The 16,033-nt window shown below is 60.8% G+C and carries 17 protein-coding genes; 6 read left to right on the forward strand and 11 right to left on the reverse strand.

Annotated elements, in window-relative coordinates:
- Positions 1-11: 11 nt before the first annotated feature.
- Positions 12-563, forward strand: a complete 552-nt coding sequence (locus AQUI_RS0120595; protein WP_027259195.1) for an LOG family protein — start codon at positions 12-14, stop codon at positions 561-563.
- Here the strand turns inward: AQUI_RS0120595 and rarD are convergent.
- The 8 genes from rarD to AQUI_RS0120635 all read right to left on the reverse strand — a co-directional run bounded on the left by rarD (position 500) and on the right by AQUI_RS0120635 (position 8,771).
- On the reverse strand, positions 500-1,411 hold the full coding sequence (rarD, locus tag AQUI_RS0120600; RefSeq protein ID WP_027259196.1) for an EamA family transporter RarD: 912 nt from the start codon (positions 1,409-1,411) through the stop codon (positions 500-502). The genes AQUI_RS0120595 and rarD overlap by 64 nt on opposite strands.
- 112 nt (positions 1,412-1,523) lie before the next feature.
- Complete coding sequence (locus tag AQUI_RS0120605; protein WP_027259197.1) at positions 1,524-2,123, reverse strand: superoxide dismutase; 600 nt, start codon at positions 2,121-2,123, stop codon at positions 1,524-1,526.
- 146 nt (positions 2,124-2,269) lie between these two features.
- Complete coding sequence (locus AQUI_RS29455; protein ID WP_051371951.1) at positions 2,270-2,692, reverse strand: hypothetical protein; 423 nt, start codon at positions 2,690-2,692, stop codon at positions 2,270-2,272.
- A 132-nt stretch (positions 2,693-2,824) separates the two neighbouring features.
- Entirely contained in the window at positions 2,825-3,268 is a 444-nt protein-coding gene (locus AQUI_RS31585; protein WP_027259198.1) for a hypothetical protein, read from the reverse strand.
- A 190-nt stretch (positions 3,269-3,458) separates the two neighbouring features.
- A complete protein-coding gene (locus AQUI_RS0120620; RefSeq protein ID WP_027259199.1) occupies positions 3,459-4,025 on the reverse strand; it encodes a sarcosine oxidase subunit gamma in 567 nt (188 codons plus the stop codon).
- On the reverse strand, positions 4,018-7,050 hold the full coding sequence (locus tag AQUI_RS0120625; protein ID WP_027259200.1) for a sarcosine oxidase subunit alpha family protein: 3,033 nt from the start codon (positions 7,048-7,050) through the stop codon (positions 4,018-4,020). Before AQUI_RS0120625 ends, AQUI_RS0120620 begins: the two co-directional genes overlap by 8 nt.
- Positions 7,051-7,099: 49 nt before the next feature.
- Positions 7,100-7,441: a sarcosine oxidase subunit delta gene (locus tag AQUI_RS0120630; protein WP_027259201.1), complete on the reverse strand. Its 342-nt coding sequence runs from the start codon at positions 7,439-7,441 to the stop codon at positions 7,100-7,102.
- Between the two features lie 85 nt (positions 7,442-7,526).
- Positions 7,527-8,771 (reverse strand): sarcosine oxidase subunit beta family protein, encoded by a 1,245-nt coding sequence (locus AQUI_RS0120635; RefSeq protein WP_027259202.1) that lies wholly within the window; start codon positions 8,769-8,771, stop codon positions 7,527-7,529.
- Positions 8,772-8,969: 198 nt separating this feature from the next.
- Between AQUI_RS0120635 and ccmI the strand changes: the two genes are divergently transcribed.
- From ccmI to AQUI_RS0120660, 4 genes are all read left to right on the forward strand, one after another.
- Positions 8,970-10,208 (forward strand): c-type cytochrome biogenesis protein CcmI, encoded by a 1,239-nt coding sequence (ccmI, locus tag AQUI_RS0120640; protein ID WP_027259203.1) that lies wholly within the window; start codon positions 8,970-8,972, stop codon positions 10,206-10,208.
- Positions 10,205-10,678 (forward strand): Holliday junction resolvase RuvX, encoded by a 474-nt coding sequence (gene ruvX, locus AQUI_RS0120645; protein WP_027259204.1) that lies wholly within the window; start codon positions 10,205-10,207, stop codon positions 10,676-10,678. The genes ccmI and ruvX overlap by 4 nt, the downstream gene beginning before the upstream one ends.
- 3 nt (positions 10,679-10,681) lie before the next feature.
- Positions 10,682-10,915 (forward strand): DUF1289 domain-containing protein, encoded by a 234-nt coding sequence (locus AQUI_RS0120650; protein ID WP_027259205.1) that lies wholly within the window; start codon positions 10,682-10,684, stop codon positions 10,913-10,915.
- Between the two features lie 370 nt (positions 10,916-11,285).
- The gene (locus AQUI_RS0120660) at positions 11,286-11,687 is read left to right on the forward strand and encodes a rhodanese-like domain-containing protein (RefSeq protein ID WP_027259206.1); all 402 of its coding nucleotides are present in this window, start codon (positions 11,286-11,288) and stop codon (positions 11,685-11,687) included.
- Between the two features lie 24 nt (positions 11,688-11,711).
- Here the strand turns inward: AQUI_RS0120660 and AQUI_RS0120665 are convergent, their stop codons facing one another.
- From AQUI_RS0120665 to dusA, 3 genes are all read right to left on the reverse strand, one after another.
- Positions 11,712-12,509, reverse strand: a complete 798-nt coding sequence (locus AQUI_RS0120665; protein ID WP_027259207.1) for a hypothetical protein — start codon at positions 12,507-12,509, stop codon at positions 11,712-11,714.
- Positions 12,510-12,519: 10 nt separating this feature from the next.
- A complete protein-coding gene (locus tag AQUI_RS0120670; protein ID WP_027259208.1) occupies positions 12,520-13,374 on the reverse strand; it encodes a sulfite exporter TauE/SafE family protein in 855 nt (284 codons plus the stop codon).
- Positions 13,375-13,460: 86 nt separating this feature from the next.
- Positions 13,461-14,456: a tRNA dihydrouridine(20/20a) synthase DusA gene (gene dusA, locus AQUI_RS0120675; protein ID WP_027259209.1), complete on the reverse strand. Its 996-nt coding sequence runs from the start codon at positions 14,454-14,456 to the stop codon at positions 13,461-13,463.
- Positions 14,457-14,733: 277 nt separating this feature from the next.
- Here dusA and AQUI_RS28540 point away from each other — a divergent pair, with 277 nt between their 5' ends.
- Positions 14,734-15,996: a tyrosine-type recombinase/integrase gene (locus tag AQUI_RS28540; RefSeq protein WP_245596954.1), complete on the forward strand. Its 1,263-nt coding sequence runs from the start codon at positions 14,734-14,736 to the stop codon at positions 15,994-15,996.
- The last annotated feature ends 37 nt before the right edge of the window (positions 15,997-16,033 follow it).

A 16,033-nucleotide genomic window follows, 5' to 3' on the forward strand; every position in this document is an offset into this window, starting at 1 on the left:
AAGGCTGGCCGATGAGCATCAAATCCGTCTGTGTCTATTGCGGTTCCCGCGCCGGAGCACTGCCCGCTTATACCCAGGCCGCACAGGATCTCGGCGCGGCACTCGCCAAGAACGACATGAGGCTGGTCTATGGCGCCGGCGATGTCGGGCTGATGGGAGAGGTCGCTCGCGCTGCCCAGGCAGCAGGCGGCGAAACCTTTGGCGTGATCCCCGGCCACCTGGAACAGCGGGAAGTCGGCAAATCCGATCTCAGCACCTATGTTGTCACCGAAACCATGCATGAACGCAAAAAGGTCATGCTGTGGAACGCTGATGCGGTGGTTGTACTGCCCGGCGGCGCCGGGTCGCTGGATGAGTTGTTCGAGGCGCTCACCTGGCGCCAGTTGGGCCTGCATTCAAAACCGATCGTGATCCTGAATACCGAAGGCTACTGGGACAAGCTGCGCGACCTTCTGGACCATGTTGTCGCTCAGGGCTTTGCTGGTCAGGACACCGCGGATTATCTGATCTGGGCCGACACCCCGGTAGCGGCCATTGCCGCCCTGCGCGACGCCCGCTCCTGACGCAGGGCCGAGAACGAGAACACCGCAACTGCGCTCCAGATCAGCGCAAAGGCCGCGCCGTGCCAAGGGGTGAATGGCTCGGCAAAGACCAGCACCGCCACCAGGAACTGCAGTGTCGGGTTCAGGTACTGCAACACACCCACCGTCCCCAGCCGCACCCGCTTGGCGGCATAGCTGAACAAGATCAGCGGCAGTCCGGTCAGGATGCCGGAGAACGCCAGCATCACAGCGGTCGCACTGCTGTCGAGAAAGCCCGCGCCGCCGGTCAGCCAGATCACCGCCAGCGCTACGGGCAGGATCAGCAGCACCTCTGCGGTGACGGACACCACCGGACCCAATGGAATCTGTTTTTTTGCAACACCATAAAGGGCAAAGCTAATCGCCAGCACCAGCGGAATCAGGGGGGCTGCGCCCAGCCCGAAGGACAGCACCGCAACTGCCAGTGCCGCCAGCCCAACTGCCGCGACCTGCGCCCGGGTCAGCTGTTCACCGAACACCAGCCGCCCCAGCAGCACGCTCAGCAGCGGAAAGATATAGTACCCCAAGCTCGCTTCGGTCGCATAGCCGGTCTGTACAGAAGAAATGAACACAAACCAGTTGAGCGAGATCATCGCCGTTGCGAGAACCAGAAACATTGTGTTCCGCCTGCCGCTGAAAGCGGCCCCTAAGGCGCCGATCCGGCCTTGAAAAAACAACACGCCGGCAAAGAACAGGAACGACCACAATGCCCGGTGCGACAGGACTTGTTCGGGCGGCACATGCGACAGCGCATTGTAATAGATCCCCGACAGCCCCCAGACCACGCAGGCCGAAACCATTGCCAATATGCCTTTGGCTGCCTCTGTCATCGCCGTTCCCCTGCTCCGGCCCTTCGTGCGCAATACGCGCCTGCCGCCGGTTCAAATAAGAAACGCCCGGTCAAAAAAGACCGGGCGCTCCAGAATTCATGCCGTTCAGGACTTACATCCGCGAGGCGACGTTTTCCCAGTTCACCAGATTGTCCAGGAAGTTGGTCAGATACGCCGGACGCTTGTTGCGGAAATCGATGTAATAAGAGTGTTCCCACACATCGCAGCCCAGCAGCGCGGTCTGGTTGAAGCACAGCGGGTTCACACCGTTTTCGGTCTTGGTCACTGCCAGCGAACCATCGGCGTTCTTAACCAGCCAGGCCCAGCCGGAACCGAACTGGCCGGCGCCTGCAGCGGAGAACTGCGATTTGAACTCGTCAACCGAGCCAAACGACTCAACCAGTGCCTTTTCCAGCTCGCCCGGCATTGCACTTTCGCCCGGACCCATCATTTCCCAAAACTGGTTGTGGTTCCACAACTGCGAAATGTTGTTGAAAATACCGTTCTGGGCAACCGAACCGGCGTCATAGGTGCCTTTGATGATCTCTTCCAGCGACTTGCCGTCCCATTCGGTGCCGGCGATCAGCTTGTTACCGTTATCGACATAGGCCTTGTGGTGCAAGTCGTGGTGGTATTCCAGGGTTTCAGCCGACATGCCTTTGGCGGCCAGAGCGTCATGTGCATAAGGAAGATCGGGAAGTTCAAAAGCCATTTGGGCCCCCTGTGAAAAAGTTTGCGTTCCTGCGCAGATACATGCTGTGTGCGCGCTATCAGGTCAAGAGCCAAGGCTCCATTTCCGCGCAAGGTCTATGTGCAAAAAGATTATGCCTGCCCCGCCCGGTTGGCGCGATGCTGGCCTCAGTCTTTTTTGACTATGCATTTACCTTTGCCGCGCGGCTGATTGGCGACACCCGTGATGACGCCGCGGATCGACAGAGTGTTCTGCTTGGTATTCAAAACACCTGAATACAGCCCATCAAGCGTCATCCGGGCATTGCTGACCGGGATGTTGTTCACCCGCCAGTCCAAGTTGTAGGAAATTTCGTTTCGCGGTTCGACTTTAGCCGGAATAGGCTCTCCGATCAGTTTGTGTATATACCCGTCATAGATCTGCGCAGACTGGTTTTCTTCGTCCCATATGACAAGCACTCGCGGGGCTATCCAGCCATTGTTAGTGAACACCTTGATCGCGCAATCATATGTGATGGTGGCTTTTCTTCCCGCCGCTGCAGAGGACGCGGCTGCCAGCACAATGGATGCAGCCAGTAGATATCGTTTCATTCAGATGGTTCCCTTGTTTTGCAGCGCAGTGATGCAAGGGAGCCAGTTCCGATGCAATCGCAATCTGCAGTTGCACGGCAATCTGCAGCTGCACGGCAATCAATAGATTGCTCGCCAAGTCAATACACGCGCTTAGTTCAACCTGATGTGGTTCTGGGCCAGCAGTGACAAAGAGGGCTCCCGGCGGCAAGTCCCCGAGCCGCGCGGCGGTTGCACTGCTCTGCCTGTACGGATTGATTGAATGCTCATCTTCAGGTTTGCAGTGTTCAGCACAGCCCTGAAGCGCGGCTCTGCCTGCCCGCTGTCCGTCAGTACTGCAAGCCCCGGCAACGACCAGCTAAGCGCATAAGTTGTCATGCTGCGTTGCGAAACCTTGGCCGCAACGGACACCCCAAACGCCGCATCGGTGACCTGTGCAGTGGTGAAATCATCAGAAAACCGCACGGTGATACGGCCAGGAACCCAGAACGCGCCGGAAATTGGTTTCAGGTTGCAGCTAAAGCTGGTTTCCGCCAGGGCGCTCGCCCCGGAAAACGTTAAAACCAATGCTAGAATTCCGCATGCCGGCAGGCGCATCAGTCGCTCCCTGAAACAGTTTCGCACTGCCCCTCCTCCCGCCACGGAAAGGCATCAAATTCAATCTGTTGCAATCAATGCAAAGGGTCATTTCCAAGGAAATTCAAATGCAAAAACGGTGCCCCGGAAGGTCTCCAGGGCACCGTAAATGACGCGTGATGGCGTCACAAGCAAAAAGCGAGTGAAAATTTTAGTAAACACCCACTTTACTTTGCGGATGCGCCGCTGTGCTGAGCAGTTTGAACACATATTCGCCAACAGAGCGGAAGCAGACGATGTAAAAACTGCCGTCTTCGTTCAACCAGTAGGCGCCAGCCACCTGCGCCAGGCGCGAACGGCGGAATTGGCCGGGTTTGAATGCCGCTGCGTCAAAGTCCACCGGGCTCACCTTGCCCAGCACCTCGCGCGCACCTTCGCCCGACACGCGGAAGAAGGCACGGGCGTCAGAGACATTCGCCGCCAGCGCATGTTCGCCTTTCAGCGCCGCTGCCAATTCAGCAGTTTTGGAAACCGCATCCTCATAGGGCACCAACAGCAGCAGCTCATCCGGCGACATCCAGGCAACGGCGCCGTTTTCGGCAACCGAGATACTGCCCTGGGCTGGAACCGCGGCGCCGGTGGCAGCTTTGACAGCCGCCTTCAGCACCGATGACTCCAAATCGCCGCGCAGGGTGATCATGCCCTGCAGACCCGCGTCCTCGACCTTGGCCAGGCCGGAGAATTGCGCGCCGTTCAGTACGGAAACAGCCTTAGACATTCTGCTTTTCCCCTTCCTTGTCGTAGAAGACCGGATCAACGATCTTGGCCTTGTAGGTCTTGCCATCAGTGCCCGGGAACTCGACCACTTCGCCCATCCGCTTGGGACCGTGTTTGATCAGGCCCATCGCAATACCGCGGCCCAGGGTCGCGGAATGATAGGTCGAAGTCACCCGGCCGATCATGTTGCGCTGGCCGTTGGCATTGACGCCTTCACCCAATGCATAGGCGCCATCCGGCAGCACGGATCCGTCTACCGTTTCCAGGCCAACCAGCTGCCAGCGGTCAGGATCCGCCATGTGGTTGCGCAGCTGGGCGCGTTTGCCAAGGAAGTCTTCCTTCTTCTTGGAAATCGCCCAATGCAGACCCAGATCTTGCGGGATCACGGTGCCATCGGTCTCGTCGCCGATCATGATGAAGCCTTTTTCAGCCCGCAGGATGTGCAAGGTCTCGGTGCCGTAAGGCATGACGCCGAATTCCTTGCCTGCTTCCATCAGCGCATCCCAGAACGCCTGACCTTCCGAGGCTGCAACCGCGATCTCATAGGACAGCTCGCCCGAGAAGGAGATCCGGTAAGCGCGGGCATCAAAGCCGCCGATCTGCCCGTCGCGCCATTCCATGAACGGCAGTGCCTCTTTCGACAGATCCATGCCGCCGCCTGCCTGCGCGTTCAGCTTTTCCAGCACCTTGCGGGCGTTGGGGCCGACCACGGCAACCTGCGCATACTGCTCGGTCACATTGGCGACATAGACTTTCCAGTCCCACCATTCTGTCTGCAGCCATTCTTCCATGTGGCCATGGATGCTTTCGGCACCGCCGGTGGTGGTGTGGCAGAGGAAGGTGTCCTCGTCGATGCGGGCAACAACGCCGTCATCGATCAGGAAACCGTTCTCCGAGCACATCAGGCCATAGCGGCATTTGCCGACCTTCAGCGTGGACATCATGTTGGTATAGAGCATGTCCAGGAACTTGCCTGCATCCGGCCCTTTGACAATCAGCTTGCCCAGGGTCGAGGCGTCCAGCAGGCCAAGGTTCTCGCGGGTGTTTTTCACCTCGCGGTTCACCGCGGCATGACGGTCCTCACCCGGCTGGGTGATGGCAAACGGGCGGCGCCACTGGCCAACCGGTTCCCAATCTGCGCCGTTCTTGTCCATCCAGTCATAGATCGGCGTTTTGCGCACCGGCTGGAAGATTTCGGCCCGCGCCTCGCCCGCGATCGCACCGATGGAGATCGGGTGATACGGTGGACGGAAGGTGGTGGTGCCCACCGATGGGATTTCCGAATTCAGACTGTCGGCCAGAATGGCCAGACCGTTGATGTTGGACAGTTTGCCCTGGTCAGTGGCCATGCCCAGCGTGGTGTAACGCTTGGTGTGCTCGACGCTCTCGTAGCCTTCGCGCGCAGCCAGCTGCACGTCCGACACTTTCACGTCGTTCTGATAGTCCAGCCAGGACTTCATGCGCAGTTTGATGTCCGCCTTGGCCGGCATCAGCCAGACCGCTTCCATCTGTACTTCGCCCTCAGAGACACCCTTGGCAGCCGCCACGGATTTCGCCGGGAAGCCAGCAGCCTCAGCCGCTTTGGCTCCAGCCGCAGCCGCGTCTTCCAGCAGCGCACCCAGGCCGAACTCGCCATTGGCGGCACCAGCCGGAACCACAAAGCCGTTGCCGTCGTGGCCCAGCGGCGGACGCGAGGCGTCGGGGCGGAAGTTAGCGTTTTTCTCATCCCAGGTCAGCTTGCCGCCGCAGTGGGACCACAGGTGGACCACCGGCGACCAGCCGCCGGACATGGCAACCGCGTCTGCTTCAACCTCTTCGCGGGCGCCGCCTTCGCCGTTCTGGGCGCAGATGGCGACCTGGGTCACGCATTTGCCGTCCTTAACCTTGGCAATGGCGCGGCCAAGCTCAACCCGGATGCCCTTTTCACGGACGGCTTCCATCAGTTCGCCGCCGCCGGTTTCGCGGGTATCAACCACACGCACCACTTCAACGCCGGCCTCGTGCAGCACCAAGGCAGTGCGGTAGGCGTCGTCGTTGTTGGTGGCAACCACGACCTTCTGGCCCGGGTTCACGCCCCAGTTGACCACATAGTCGCGCATCGATCCGGCCAGCATCACGCCCGGCACGTCGTTGCCCGCAAAGGACAGCGGTCGTTCAATCGCACCGGTTGCGGTGACGATCTGGCTGGCACGGACCCGCCACAGACGGTGGCGCGGACCGCCCTGGCCCGGCGCGTGATCGGTCAGACGCTCATAACCCAGAGCATAGCCGTGGTCATAGACGCCAGACCCCATGCAGCGGTCGCGCAGGGTGACGTTGTCCATCGCACCCAGCTCGGCCAGGGTCTTGGCGATCCAGGCGTCAGGGGCTTCCCCGTCGATAGTGCCACCGTCAACCGGCGCGCGGCCGCCCCAATGGTTGTTCTGCTCCATCACCAGCACCTTGGCGCCAGTGGCCGCAGCCGCCTTGGCCGCCTGCAGGCCGGCAACGCCGCCGCCGATCACCAGCACATCCGCAAAGAAGTAGAAATGCTCGTAGGTGTCGGCGTCCTTCAGCTCTGCGTCGGGCGCTTTGCCCAGACCGGCAGACTTCCGGATGATCGGCTCATAGACGTGTTTCCACAGCGGACGCGGGTGGATGAACATCTTGTAATAGAAACCGGCCGTCAGGAACCGCGACAGCTTGTTGTTGATCGAAAGAACGTCGAACTCCAGGCTGGGCCAGTGGTTCTGCGAATTCGCCGACAGCCCCGAGAACAGCTCGGTGGTGGTGGCACGCTGGTTCGGCTCGTAGCGGTCGCCGGTACCCAGCTGCATCAGCGCATTGGGCTCTTCCGAACCGGATGCGACAACGCCGCGGGGGCGGTGGTATTTGAACGAGCGGCCCATCATCACCTGGCCGTTGGCCAGAAGGGCGGAGGCCAGTGTATCGCCGGCAAAACCCTTCATGGTTTTGCCGTTGAAGGTAAAGGCGATCTGTTTGGAGCGGTCGATCAGCCGGCCGTGCTTGGCAAGACGCGTGCTCATGTGCGCAGACCTTTCAAAAGAAAAGCAGGTGTTTCAGTCAGGCGGCGGATCATTTCTGACCGTCCGAGAATTCGCGCCAGGTCCAGCCGGGGCGTTTGGCAGTGATCTTGTCCATGATCTCCTGCGTCGGCACGGCGGTCTGGGCGGTGTAGGTGCCAAAGACCTCCAGCGTCATGGTGCAGCGGGCGGCATGGAACCACTTGCCGCAGCCGTTGGCATGGCGCCAGCGTTCGAAGTGAACGCCTTTGGGGTTTTCACGCATGAACAGGTAGTCATGGAACTCATCATCCGAGGAGCCCGGACCAAAGCGCTTCAGATGCGCTTCGCCGCCCGCGGCCAGTTCGGTTTCTTCGGCTTTGACGCCGCAATAGGGGCATTCAAGGATCAGCATTTTGCGGACCTCTCCAACTGGGGGCCAAGGATTTTCAAAAATCCTTGGCAAAATTCTTCGACGAATTTTGCGGCGGCGCGCGGCATCAGTGTGCCACACCCGCAGCGACGCTCTCGTCGATGAACTTGCCTTCTTTGAAGCGCATCATCGAGAACTCCTCGGTCAGCGGCGAATGGCCGGTGGCCATCAGTTCTGCCATCGCCCAGCCGGATCCCGGGATCGACTTAAAGCCTCCGGTGCCCCAGCCGCAGTTGACAAAGCAGTTCTGCACCGGGGTTTTCGAGATGATGGGTGAGCGGTCGCCGGTGACATCCACAATGCCGCCCCACTGGCGCAGCATCTTGAGGCGCGACACCATCGGGAAGGTTTCGACCAGGGCCCGCACGGTTTCCTCGATATGGTGGAACGAGCCGCGCTGGGTGTAGTTGTTGAACCCGTCGGTACCGCCGCCGATGACCATCTCGCCCTTGTCGGACTGGGACATGTAGCCATGCACGGTGTTGGCCATCACAACCACATCCATGCACGGTTTGATCGGCTCGGACACCATCGCCTGCAAGGCAACGGATTCCATCGGCAGACGGAAGCCTGCCAGATCCGCCAGCACCGACGCGTTGCCCGCCACGATCATGCCGATCTTGTCGCAGTCAATCGCACCCTTGGTGGTGTCGACCCCCACGGTGCGGCCGTTCTCGGTGCGCACGCCGGTGACTTCGCATTGCTGGATGATGTCCATGCCCATGTCGGAGCACGCACGCGCATAGCCCCAAGCCACCGCATCATGGCGGGCAGTGCCGCCGCGTTCCTGCCACAGACCGCCCAGAACCGGGTAACGGGGGCCGTGCAGATTGATGATCGGCACCAGTTCCTTGACCCGCTCCGGGGTGATCCACTCGGTCGGGACACCCTGCTGCAGGTTGGCATGCGCGGTGCGCTTGTAACCGCGGATCTCATGCTCGGTCTGGGCCAGCATGATCACGCCGCGCGGGCTGAACATCACGTTATAGTTCAGGTCCTGCGACATGGTCTCATACAGGCTGCGCGCCTTTTCATAGATCGCAGCCGAGGGATCCTGCAGATAGTTCGAACGGATGATGGTGGTGTTGCGGCCGGTGTTGCCGCCGCCCAGCCAGCCCTTCTCGATAATTGCGACATTGGTAATGCCGAAATTCTTGCCCAGGTAATAGGCAGTGGCAAGGCCATGCCCGCCGGCACCGACGATGACAACATCATAGTGGCGCTTGGGGGCCGGCGAGCGCCAGGCGCGCTCCCATCCGGTGTGATAGCGCAGGGCTTCCCGCGCGACGGCAAAAGCTGAATAGCGTTTCATGAGCGAATCCGATGGTTCGTGTCTGATAGCGGGTATGCCTGAAACGCATGGCTGACCAGTGCCGTTTATCGTCCTCTTTCTGCGTTATTGCGACATATGTAACGAACAGATTACGACAGGCGGCGCCCGGCCGCGGCAGTTTGGCCCTTTTGTTCGCCCGCCCCCGGATATAGATGAAACCCAAACCACGGAGACGGCATGATTTTCTGGACAGTCACCGCCCTAATCGCGTTCTCGGCAGCCTTTCTGCTGGCAATGATCCTCATTCGCGCCCGCTCTGCGGGCGAGCCGGCCGCGGCCTACGACCTGCGTGTCTACCGCCAGCAGCTGCGCGAGGTGGACAAGGATCTGGCCCGCGGCGTCATCAACGCTGGCGACGCCGACCGCATCCGCACCGAGATTTCCCGCCGCATCCTGGCCGCAGACACGCAGCTGCAGCAGGCGCAGTCAGGCCGCTCGCAGCCCCGGACCCTGTCGCTGGTATTCGGCATAGCAACAGCGCTGCTGATCACCGGCGGCACTATGGGGATCTACTGGCAGCTGGGCGCGCCCGGGTATGGCGACCTGGGCCTGAAGGACCGTATCCAGCTGGCAGGTGAACGCGCCGAAAACCGCCCCTCCCAGGCGGAGGCCGAAGCCGAAGTTCCCGCCTTGCCCAAGCCGCAGGTTGAAGAGGGCTACTTCACACTGGTGGAGCAGCTGCGTAAGACGGCTAGGGAACGTGCGGACGACGCTCAGGGGCAGGCCCTGCTGGCCCAGCACGAGGCGAACCTCGGTAATTTCCAAGCCGCCTATGCAGCCAAAACCAACTACATCCGGCTGGCCGAGGGCCAGGTCAACGCCCGCGACTTCACCGAACTGGCCGAGCTGAAGATCATGGCCGCCGGCGGCTATATCTCGCCCGAGGCCCAGACCGACCTGCAGAAAGCACGCGCCATTGACCCCGCGCACGGGCCGGCCCGCTATTACTGGGGCCTGATGCTGGGCCAGATCGGCCGCCCGGACCTGGCCTACCGCGAATGGGCTGCAACCCTGCGTGACGGCCCGGCGGACGCCCCCTGGATCAAGGGCATCCAGGGCCAGATCGAGGAAATGGCCTTCCGCGCCGGTGTTGAATACCAGCCGATTGCGCCCGGCGGCAGCACCGCCCCCGCCCTGCCCGGCCCAAGCGCCGAGGATATGGCCGGCGCCAGCGAACTCAGTGCAGAAGACCGGCAGGAGATGATCCGCGGCATGGTCACCCGCTTGTCGGACCGGCTGGCAACCGAGGGCGGCTCAGCCGAGGAATGGGCCCGGCTGATCGGCGCCCTCTCGGTTCTGGGCGACACCGACCGCGCCCGCACCATCTATGGCGAGGCCCGCGACGCCTTTGCCGCCGATCAAGAGGCGCTGGCGCTGTTGGAAACCATCGCCGCACAGGCGGGGATTGCACAATGATCCACGACATCTTCGAAGGCTTCGCCGCCGCCCTGCCGCCGATGCACGCGCTGATGGGGCTGGACCTGGGCACCAAGACCATCGGCGTTGCTGTCTCCGACCGCATCGGTGCCGTGGCGACCCCGCTGGAAACCGTGAAGCGCAAAAAGTTCACCCAGGACGCCGCGCGTCTTCTGGAGATCATCAGGGAACGCGATATAAACGGCATCCTCCTCGGCCTGCCGCGCAACATGGACGGAAGTGAAGGCCCCCGCTGCCAGTCCACCCGCGCCTTTGCCCGCAACCTGATGCAGCTCACTGACCTGCCGATCGGTTTCTGGGACGAGCGGCTCAGCACCGTGGCGGCAGAAAAAGCGCTTCTTGAAGCAGATACGACACGCAGACGCCGCGCAGAGGTTATCGACCACGTCGCGGCCTCCTATATTCTCCAAGGCGCATTGGACCGGATGCGGCATTTGAAGAACGGATAAGCGATGACTGACGACGTATGGAAACGGGACGAAATCCAAAGCCCCTGCATCAAAATCTGCGTCGTCCATCCGGAATCGCGGATCTGCACCGGCTGCTACCGCACAATTGACGAGATCCGCGACTGGTCGAAAATGACCAACGAGGACCGCGCCGGCATCATGAACGACCTGCCGGAACGCGCCAGCAAACTGGTCAAGCGCCGCGGCGGCCGCAGCGCAAGGCTCAAGCGCAGTTAACGCGGCGCGCGGGTAGGTAAGCGCCTGGCAACCATGCGGAATAACCGCTGTCTAAATGTTTCGCGCGCGAAACATTTAGACAGAGTTGCTGACCTATCCCCGAAGGGCGTGCAGGCACTCACTCTCCCAAACTAAAGCGCATTCTTACCCTCTGCATAATTACAGAATCTGGACTTTGCCTTAGCGCCAGCTAAGTCATACGCATTCGGCCAATGCCCGCAAAGGGGATGTATCTAAACGATCGCCCTAGGAACCGGACCTGCCGGACGGCCCGCTGCCGGTTTTCTGTATCCCGGCAATTTCCCGGAAACTTCCCTCTGGGTCACCCGCTTCAAGCACTGCAAACCCAGCTTCAATACAGGAGAACACCATGGCTGAGACTTTCGCCCAAATGGAACAGCAAGCCATTTCCCAAGCCCAGGCCGTTGAAGCCGAGGAAGCGCTCAATATACTCGAAAGCGGCCCGGAGGTCCTCCTCGTCGACGTTCGCGATGAGTCTGAAGTCGACGCCACAGGTTTAGGTCTGCAGGCCATCCATGCGCCTGGCCGCTCAATTGCTTGGATGGCTGATTTGGACAGCGAGTATAAGTCTCAAGAACTCCAGGACCGGTCCCGCAGGGTTCTGACAACTTGCGGGGGGCCCCCCTGCTACAGGGGCGCTTCCGCAGCAAATATCCTATCGCGCATGGGCTTTGCGAACGTCAGTTTCGTGGAAGGCGGTATGAAGGCTTTGCTCGCAGCTGGGATGAAGACTAAGCAGCGTACAAGTTAGAATTGCCTGGGAATCACACAGCCCCTACCCCTCCGCTAGCCACCCTTTGGTCCAATCCGCCAGCTCCGGGCGGAAATAGGCGATCATGCGCCCCTCTTCCGGCGCAGATGCCGCCTCGCCCCAGGGCGCAACTCCGTGCAGGCACAGCCGGTGCATCAGATAGGACTCACCGGGCCTGGCCGGCAGGGTGATCCGCGGGCAGGTCTCGAACACCTCGGCGCGGGCGGCAGTATAGGCATCGGTCACATCCACCTCCGCCCAGGCCTCCGGCGGCACGCCCTCAAAGGCCGCAGCAAAGGCGCGGCGCATAATCCTGTGGCTGCCCTCCCAGATCACCAGGGGCGAGGCATTGGGGCTGCTTTCATTGAGCGGAATGCCCAGCACCCAGGCATGCGGCTCCTCCACCTTGCGGCGGCGGTGCGCGCCAAACATCTTCACCCCGTCCACATGCGCTGCATCGCGTTTGACGCGGTAGCGGAAGGCGGCCTCGCCCTCGCCCGGCCGCGGGCGCGGATAACCTGGAAAGACCGAGGACACCTGCGCCCGGTGTAGTCCAGGGATGGGGCCAAGGTGTTGGGTGATGAAGTCCACCGGCGCGCCGGCCAGCGGCGGGCCATCCGGCAGACGGCCCGCAGCGTCATTGGGCAGCGCATCAACGCCGATGAACCAGGTGCGCTCGCATTGGAACCACTCGGCGCAGGCCGGGTCATCCAGCGCCCGGATCCCGTGCTGCAGTGCATCCGTTGCCCAGGCAGAGATTTGCGGGTCACGGGCGAAGCGCACCCAGCCTTTGTCCTGAAACTGCTCGAATTTCTCCGGCATGATGTCCCTCTTAATATCCGAAAGCCTTGCGCAGCATGTTCAGTGCCACCAGCACCAAGAACGCTCCGAACACCCGTTTCAACGGCTTGGGGTTCATCGCATGGGCCAGTTTCACCCCCCAGGGCGCAGTGATCAGCGTCATCGCAATCACAATGAAGAATGCCACCAGGTTAACCGCCCCGATCGTGAACGGCGGCCGCGTGGCCGGGTCCAGATCCAGCAGCAGGAACCCCGCCACCGACGGTACCGCGATGATCACGCCAAAGCCCGCAGCGGTCGCCACCGCCCGGTGAACAGCCACCCCGTGCAAGGTCATCAAAGGCACGCCAAAGCTGCCGCCGCCGATGCCCATCAGCACTGACAGGAACCCCACCGCAGGCGACAGCACCAGCCGCTTGCCGCCCTTAGGCATGGCTTCAGCCAGCCGCCAGTCCGCGCGGCCCAGCCCCAGGTAGCAGCCGATCACCAGTGCCAGCCCGCCAAACACCCCCTGCAGCACGGTCGAGCGCAGCGCCGAGGCTGCCAGCACGCCAACCACTGCCCCCAAGGCAATGCCCAGCCCCCAGCTGCGCAGGATCTCCCAATCCACCGCGCCCTTCTTGTTGTGGCTCAGGACGGAGCGCACAGAGGTCACGATGATCGTCGCAAGGGAGGTCGCAAGGCACATCTGCATCAGCTGATCGCTGCCATATCCAAGCGTTTGAAAGGCATAGAAGAAGGCCGGTACCAGCACGATACCGCCGCCAACCCCCAGAAGCCCCGCCAATACCCCGGCAAATGCGCCGATCACCAGCAGCAGCCCCGCCATCTGCATCAGCAGCGCAGGCTCCGGCCACAATGCGGCGGTCACGGCAGGATCAGTCATGCAGGGCACCTCAGGCTGGGCTTCACCGGCAAAGGGTTAGCCGCCGCAATCCGCTTGCACAAGGCAATAGCCCGCGCGCCGCCGCGTCACGCAGCCGCGCGGTCCGCCATCTGCGCCAGCGCCTGCTCCACCAGTTCCGGCCCGGCCCCGGCGCGGCAGGCCCCCTCGGACAGCATCCGCCGCCATTGCCGCGCGCCGGGGCGGCCGGCAAACAGACCCAGCATATGCCGGGTGATCTGGTTCAACTTGGCGCCATCGGAAAGCCGAGCCTCGATGTAGGGCAGCATCTGCCGCACCGCCTCAGCAGGATCGCTCACAGAACCCGTCCCGTAGATCTCCGGATCAGCACCGCAGAGTACCTCGGCCGGCTGGTGATAGGCTGCACGCCCCACCATCACCCCGTCCAGACCGCGGTCCAGATGCAGCTTGGCTTCGGTCAGCGTGGCGATGCCGCCGTTGATCGAGATATGCAGATCCGGAAAGGCAGCCTTCATCTGGTGCACTAACTCGTAGTCGAGCGGAGGAATGTCCCGGTTTTCTTTCGGACTCAGCCCCTGCAGCCAGGCCTTGCGGGCATGGATCGTCACCCGCCGGCAACCCGCCGCGCGGATCTTGTCCAGAAAGTCCGGCAGCACCTCTTGCGGCTCCTGCTCATCAATGCCGATACGGCATTTGACCGTGACCTCGGCCTTCACGGCCTCACGCATGGCTGCAACGCAGTCCGCCACCAGCTCCGGCGTCTGCATCAGAACCGCGCCAAAGGCGCCGGATTGCACGCGGTCACTGGGGCAGCCGCAGTTGAGGTTGATCTCGTCATAGCCTGCATCAGATCCCAGCTTTGCAGCCTCTGCCAGCTCAACCGGGTCAGAGCCGCCCAGTTGCAAGGCCACCGGATGTTCGTCGTTGTGAAAGTCGAGCAAGTGCAACGCTCCGCCCCGCACCAGCGCAGGCGCGGTCACCATTTCGGTGTACAGCAGCGTCTCCCGGCTCAAGAGCCGGTGCAGATACCGGCAATCGGACGTCGTCCAATCCATCATGGGTGCCACGCTTAAACGCGCCGCTTTTTGTGCGTTATTTTTCAAAGCTTTAACCCCATTTAGCTTCAAACTTCGCGTAGCACGATTTCCCCTGATTTCACCGTTTTTCCGGGGATTTTCGGAGGTTCTCGATTCGAGCGTGCTACGGTGTAGCACATCCATAGCCTACAAACAGCGGCCCAAATGCAGCTGGTTCCTGGCCCGGGCACCGCCGGTTCCATCTTCCGTGCTTCTCTCGGAATTTGGCTATCAAACCCCGGAATCTTTTTTCGTGCGGCCGAACCGAATTCCCTATCATCGAAATCAAGATGGGACGAATTCCATGACCACTATCAACAAAAGCACAACGGATGTGCTCGCAGCGATTACTGCCCAGAACCTCTTCCAGCGCTCTCCTTCTCAAGCAACCGCTGTGGCTGCTGCCGGGGTTTCAGAAAGCACCATGCCGGTCTCGTCGACCGAGCAGAAAGAAAAGAAACCTCGCAAGGAGATCCCAGGGAAAAAATTCGAGGAACAGAACATCACTCGGTTTGAAGGCAAGAATGGAAAGTTCTCCTACCGGGTACAAATCCGAAAGCGTGTGGATGGCAAACAGCACAGCCTCACGAAAACCTTCAAGCACCTGCCAAACGCAAAAAAATGGCGAAACAACCAACTCCGCGACATCGAGCTAAACGGGTTTCCAATTCAAATCGTGACGGAAACTACAATCTCAGATGTCATCGACGATCGTTTGAAGCGCGGGAAAACCCTTGGCCGATCTGCCCTTCAAGTGCTGACGTTCATCAAGGCCGACGAGTTCGGAAAGACCAGGGTATCAACGCTGACCCAGCAACAACTATACGACTATGCGGATCTATTGTCGGCTGGTGAAAGAATGCCACAGACTGTCGCGGGATACATGACTCACCTGGCGAGGACACTCTCCTGGGCCAAGGACCGAGGTGCCTTGATTCCGATCGAAGTGGTCAGTCTGGCCATGCGAACTCTTTGGGAAGATGAAGTTCTGGCTCGATCCGAAGAGCGAGATCGCCGACCAGAACTCTGTGAGCTAAACAAAATCCTGACTGCTATCTCGGAAAATCCTCGGCAGAAGATCCCCGCCGACATCCTGGCGGTCTTTGCAATCTATTCGGCGCGTCGTCTGAGCGAAATCTGCAGACTGAGGTGGGATGATCTGCGCGTGAATAGTGGCACAATCCTCGTGCGCGATATGAAACATCCCAGGCAAAAAAAGGGAAACAACGTTTGGTGCACTCTTCCGAGCGAAGCATTGGAGATTATCCTGGCAATGCCCAGGACGTCTGAGTTCATCTTCCCTTACAATCCGCGCTCGGTTGGGACGGCATACCGCCGCCACCGGGACAAGGTCGGAGTCGTCGATCTGCGCTTCCATGACTTTCGGCACGAAGCCATCAGTCGGCTTTTCGAGATGGGAAAGTCTGCTTCATTCGTCAGAAAGATCTCAGGTCACAAGAATGGTGGATGCCTTTACCGCTACGAACACGTCGAAGAAGAAGGCGACAAATTCGCCAACTGGGACTGGCATCAACTGACCCTGGAGAAATGCAAGTCACTTCACTGATAACCCCGATGGCCGGGTTCCTTGCATCGGCCATCAA

The sequence above is a fragment of the Leisingera aquimarina DSM 24565 genome (assembly GCF_000473165.1).
GTDB lineage: Bacteria > Pseudomonadota > Alphaproteobacteria > Rhodobacterales > Rhodobacteraceae > Leisingera > Leisingera aquimarina.